Here is a 4,699-nt window from a genome sequence, read left to right as displayed (position 1 = left end):
ATATTCACATGTGCGCGCGAGAGGGGAAAAAGAAGCAGAAAAGAGGGATAACAAGGAAAAAGGGAGAAAGATAGGGACTAAGAGGCGCAAAGAAAAGGGCGAGGAGGGGAAAAGAAAACCTCAAAGCGGAAGAAAGGAGAGCTATCCATCGAAAGAAATAAAGACTTTACTCAAAAAGCATCAGTTAAAAACCGGAAACTCATTGTGACAAAACGAAAAAAGCGACGACAGATATAGCAAATATCAATCCTATTATTTATCTTTGTTAGCTTAAAAAGTTAGCAGTTTAAACGACTCAAAACAATGAAAGATTTTCTGAAATTTACATTAGCAACCATTACTGGTATTATTGTTTCAAGCGTAATACTGTTTTTTCTCAGTATTCTCGTACTGTTCAGCATGGCTTCTACCACCGAATCGGAAACCATCGTAAAGAAGAACTCCATCATGATGCTCGATCTACAAGGGACACTATATGAGCGAAACCCGGAAGACCCTCTCAGTCTTCTGTTCAGTGATGACTATATCGTATATGGCCTGGACGACATTCTTTCGTCCATCAAGAAAGCCAAGGAAAACGAAAATATTAAAGGTATTTATATACAAGCCAACTACCTGACCTGCGGCTATTCTTCGCTGGAAGAAATAAGAGATGCCTTGCAAGACTTCAAAGAATCGGGCAAATTCATCGTTGCCTATGCCGATACCTATACACAAGGACTTTATTATCTGTCGAGCGTAGCAGACAAAGTACTGCTCAACCCTAAAGGTATGATTGAATGGAAAGGCCTTGCCGCCTCCCCCATCTTCTATAAAGATCTGCTGGACAAAATCGGTGTCGAGATGCAGATATTTAAGGTAGGAACTTACAAATCGGCTGTCGAACCATTCATCGCTACTGAAATGAGTCCGGCCAACCGCGAGCAAATCACCGTCTACCTGAACTCCATCTGGGAACAGATAACCAAAGATGTAGCAGCTTCACGCAACATCAGCGTCGACGAACTCAACACAGCTGCCGACCGCATGATGCTCTTCCAACCTGCCGAAGAATCTGTCAAATGCGGCCTGGCCGACACCTTGATATACAAGAACGACGTACGTAACTACCTGAAACGCATGGCTGGCATCGATGAAGACGATGATCTGCCCGTTCTGGGACTCGAAGCCATGACCAACGTCAAGAAAAACGTGCCGAAAGACAAAAGCGGTAACATCGTTGCCGTTTACTATGCAAGTGGTGAAATCATAGATTACGAAACCACTTCACCTCTGGCATCGGGAACCGAACCGATGATCGTAGCAAGCGAAGTTATCAAAGACCTTCGGAAACTGAAAGAGGATAAGAACGTAAAGGCCGTCGTATTACGCGTCAACTCACCTGGAGGAAGTGCCTACGGTTCTGAACAGATATGGTATGCCGTAAGCGAACTGAAAAAAGAGAAACCCGTCATCGTATCGATGGGCGACTATGCCGCATCCGGCGGTTACTACATCTCGTGCAATGCCGACACCATTGTGGCCGAGCCTACTACGCTGACCGGTTCGATAGGCATCTTCGGCATGTTCCCCAATGTAAAAGGCCTGACCGACAAAATCGGACTGAAATTTGATGTCGTAAAAACAAATCAGTATGCCGACTTCGGAACATTGGGCCGCCCCATGAACGACGGAGAGAAAAGTCTGATGCAAATGTATGTAAACCAAGGATATGATCTCTTCCTGACACGTTGCTCCGACGGACGCGACATTAGCAAAGAAGACTTGGACAAAATAGCCCAAGGCCGTGTTTGGACTGGTAGTACAGCCAAAGAACTGGGACTGGTTGACGAATTGGGCGGACTGGACAAAGCCCTCGAAATAGCCATCAATAAGGCCGGTATCGAAAGCGGCTACACCGTTATGTCTTATCCCGCCCCAAAAGGATTTTTCGAAAGCCTGATGGAAACCCGTCCGGACAATTATGTCAAAGCCCGTATGCTGAGCGGAAAAATTGGTGAATACTATAAACCTTTCAGCGTATTGGAAAACTTCGACAAGTGCGAACGCATCCAGGCACGTATTCCATTCGAGCTGAACATTCAATAATTCAACAGAGGCAACAAGAAAGCATGGAAGAAAGAACTGCCCAAATAGATTACAAACTGCTTCCCCTATCATGGTTGTACAGAATGGGGACAGACATACGCAACAAATTCTTTGACTGGGGATGGCTCCAGTCAAAGAGTTTCAACCTGCCTGTAATCTGTATTGGGAATCTTTCGGTAGGAGGAACCGGAAAAACGCCGCATACCGAATACCTTATCAAACTGTTGCAAAACGAAGGCCTTCACCCCGCTACACTGAGCCGAGGCTACAAACGGCGCATAAAAGGCTATCTGCTTGCCTCGCCGAAAAGCACTGCCCAGCAGATAGGTGATGAGCCGTGTCAGATGAAACAAAAGTTTCCCGACATACAAGTAGCTGTAGACGAAAACCGTTGCCACGGCATCGAACAGTTACTCAAACTGCAGTCACCGCCTGTCGATGTAATCCTTCTGGATGATGCCTTCCAGCACCGCCATGTCAAAGCCGGGCTCAACATTCTGCTGACAGACTATCACCGTCTGTTTTGCGATGACACGCTGTTACCCGCAGGACGTCTCCGCGAATCAGCCAAGGGGAAAAGTCGGGCACAAATTGTTATCGTAACCAAATGTCCGGAAGACATCAAACCGATTGATTTCAACATCATCACCAAGCGGTTGCATTTATATCCTTACCAACAGCTATATTTTTCCACTTTCCGTTACGGCATGCCTGTCCCACTATTTCCCCAAGTGGCCAGAAGCCGCCAGACTCTTTCATGGCTGACTGGAGATGAACAGGTATTATTGGTAACAGGTATAGCCTCGCCCGCTCCTTTACTCAACGAGGTAAAGGCTTATACCCAGCATGTACATCTGATGGCTTTCGCCGATCATCATAACTTCAGTTCGAAAGACATACAACAGATACTGGATAAATTCCGCCAACTGGAAGAATGGAAAAGGCTGATTATCACAACCGAGAAAGATGCTGTCCGGCTGAAACAGCACCCCGACTTGCCGGAAGAAATCAAGCCCTACATTTATGTAGTACCGATAGAAATAGAGATTTTACAAAATCAACAACATAATTTTAATCAAAACATAATAGACTATGTTAGAGCGCATTCAAGAAACAGCAGCCTACCTGAAAGGTAAAATGCACACCCATCCGGAGACAGCAATCATCCTTGGCACAGGCCTTGGCAGTCTTGCAGAAGAAATCACCGAAAAATACGAAATAAAGTATGAGGAAATCCCCAATTTCCCCGTATCGACCGTAGAAGGCCATAGCGGCAAACTGATTTTCGGTAAACTGGGCAATAAAGACATCATGGCCATGCAAGGACGTTTCCATTACTACGAAGGATACTCTATGAAAGAAGTTACCTTCCCCGTACGGGTCATGCGCGAACTGGGCATCAAGACACTGTTTGTCTCCAATGCCAGCGGAGGAACCAATCCTGCATTCGAAATCGGCGACCTGATGATTATCACCGACCACATCAACTACTTCCCCGAACATCCGCTGCGTGGCAAGAACATTCCCTACGGCCCGCGCTTCCCGGACATGAGCGAAGCTTACGACAAGGAGTTGATTCGCAAGGCTGATGCCATTGCTGCCGAAAAAGGCATCAAGGTACAGCATGGTGTCTATCTGGGAACTCAAGGCCCCACTTTCGAAACTCCGTCAGAATATAAATTGTTCCATATTCTGGGAGCCGATGCTGTCGGCATGTCTACCGTACCCGAAGTCATCGTTGCCAATCATTGCGGCATCAAGGTATTCGGCGTATCCGTCATCACCGACCTGGGCGTAGAAGGCAAAATCGTAGAGGTTTCACACGAAGAGGTGCAGAAAGCAGCTGATGCCGCACAACCCTTTATGACTGAAATCATGCGCGAGCTTATCAACCGTGCCTGATGACATAAAAACAACCATTACATTGTATTAATAATGAGAACAGAAATAGCTACCCTCGGTGAGTTCGGACTGATAGACCACCTCACCGAAGGAATCGAACCTCAAAATGAATCTACACGGTACGGCATCGGCGACGATGCCGCCGTGCTGTCTTACCCGGCCGACAAAGAAGTGCTGGTCACTACCGACCTGCTGCTCGAAGGCGTTCACTTCGACCTGACCTATGTTCCGCTGAAGCACTTAGGCTACAAAGCTGCCGTCGTCAACTTCTCCGACATCTATGCCATGAACGGTACGCCCAAGCAAATCACCGTATCACTGGGTCTGTCCAAACGCTTCAGTGTAGAAGACATGGAAGCACTCTATGCCGGCATCCGTCTGGCCTGCGAAGCCTACCATGTCGATATTGTCGGCGGCGATACCTGCTCTTCCTATACAGGGCTCACCATCAGTATCACCTGCATCGGCGAAGGAGAAAAAGGCAAGACCGTCTATCGGAACGGAGCCAAGGAAACCGACCTGATATGCGTCAGCGGTGACTTAGGTGCTGCCTACATGGGCCTCCAGCTGCTGGAACGCGAAAAGATTGCCCTCAAAGGTACCGACAAAGATGTGCAACCCGACTTTGCCGGCAAGGAATACCTGCTGGAACGCCAGCTCAAGCCCGAAGCACGCCGGGACATTATCGAACGGCTGGCCGCCGCCGGCG

General features: G+C 47.6%; 5 protein-coding genes. All 5 read left to right on the top strand.

The window, feature by feature from the left end; genetic code table 11:
* A partial coding sequence (locus QVP67_RS13350; RefSeq protein WP_288180210.1) for a hypothetical protein occupies window positions 1-208 on the top strand: 208 nt, incomplete at its 5' end.
* A gap of 95 nt (window positions 209-303) precedes the next feature.
* The gene (gene sppA / locus QVP67_RS13345; RefSeq protein ID WP_022164064.1) at window positions 304-2,088 is read left to right on the top strand and encodes a signal peptide peptidase SppA; all 1,785 of its coding nucleotides are present in this window, start codon (window positions 304-306) and stop codon (window positions 2,086-2,088) included.
* Window positions 2,089-2,111: 23 nt separating this feature from the next.
* Window positions 2,112-3,224: a tetraacyldisaccharide 4'-kinase gene (gene lpxK, locus QVP67_RS13340; protein ID WP_022164063.1), complete on the top strand. Its 1,113-nt coding sequence runs from the start codon at window positions 2,112-2,114 to the stop codon at window positions 3,222-3,224.
* A complete protein-coding gene (locus QVP67_RS13335) occupies window positions 3,181-3,990 on the top strand; it encodes a purine-nucleoside phosphorylase (RefSeq protein WP_022164062.1) in 810 nt (269 codons plus the stop codon). Before lpxK ends, QVP67_RS13335 begins: the two co-directional genes overlap by 44 nt.
* Before the next feature lie 33 nt (window positions 3,991-4,023).
* Window positions 4,024-4,699: thiamine-phosphate kinase (thiL, locus tag QVP67_RS13330; protein ID WP_288180209.1), on the top strand; the 676-nt coding region annotated here is incomplete at its 3' end.

It is taken from the genome of Bacteroides sp. CAG:633, from assembly GCF_000435115.1.
Classification (GTDB): domain Bacteria; phylum Bacteroidota; class Bacteroidia; order Bacteroidales; family Bacteroidaceae; genus Bacteroides; species Bacteroides ndongoniae.
Note: the sequence above shows the minus strand (reverse complement) of the source record. Positions and strands in the feature narration are given on the sequence as shown.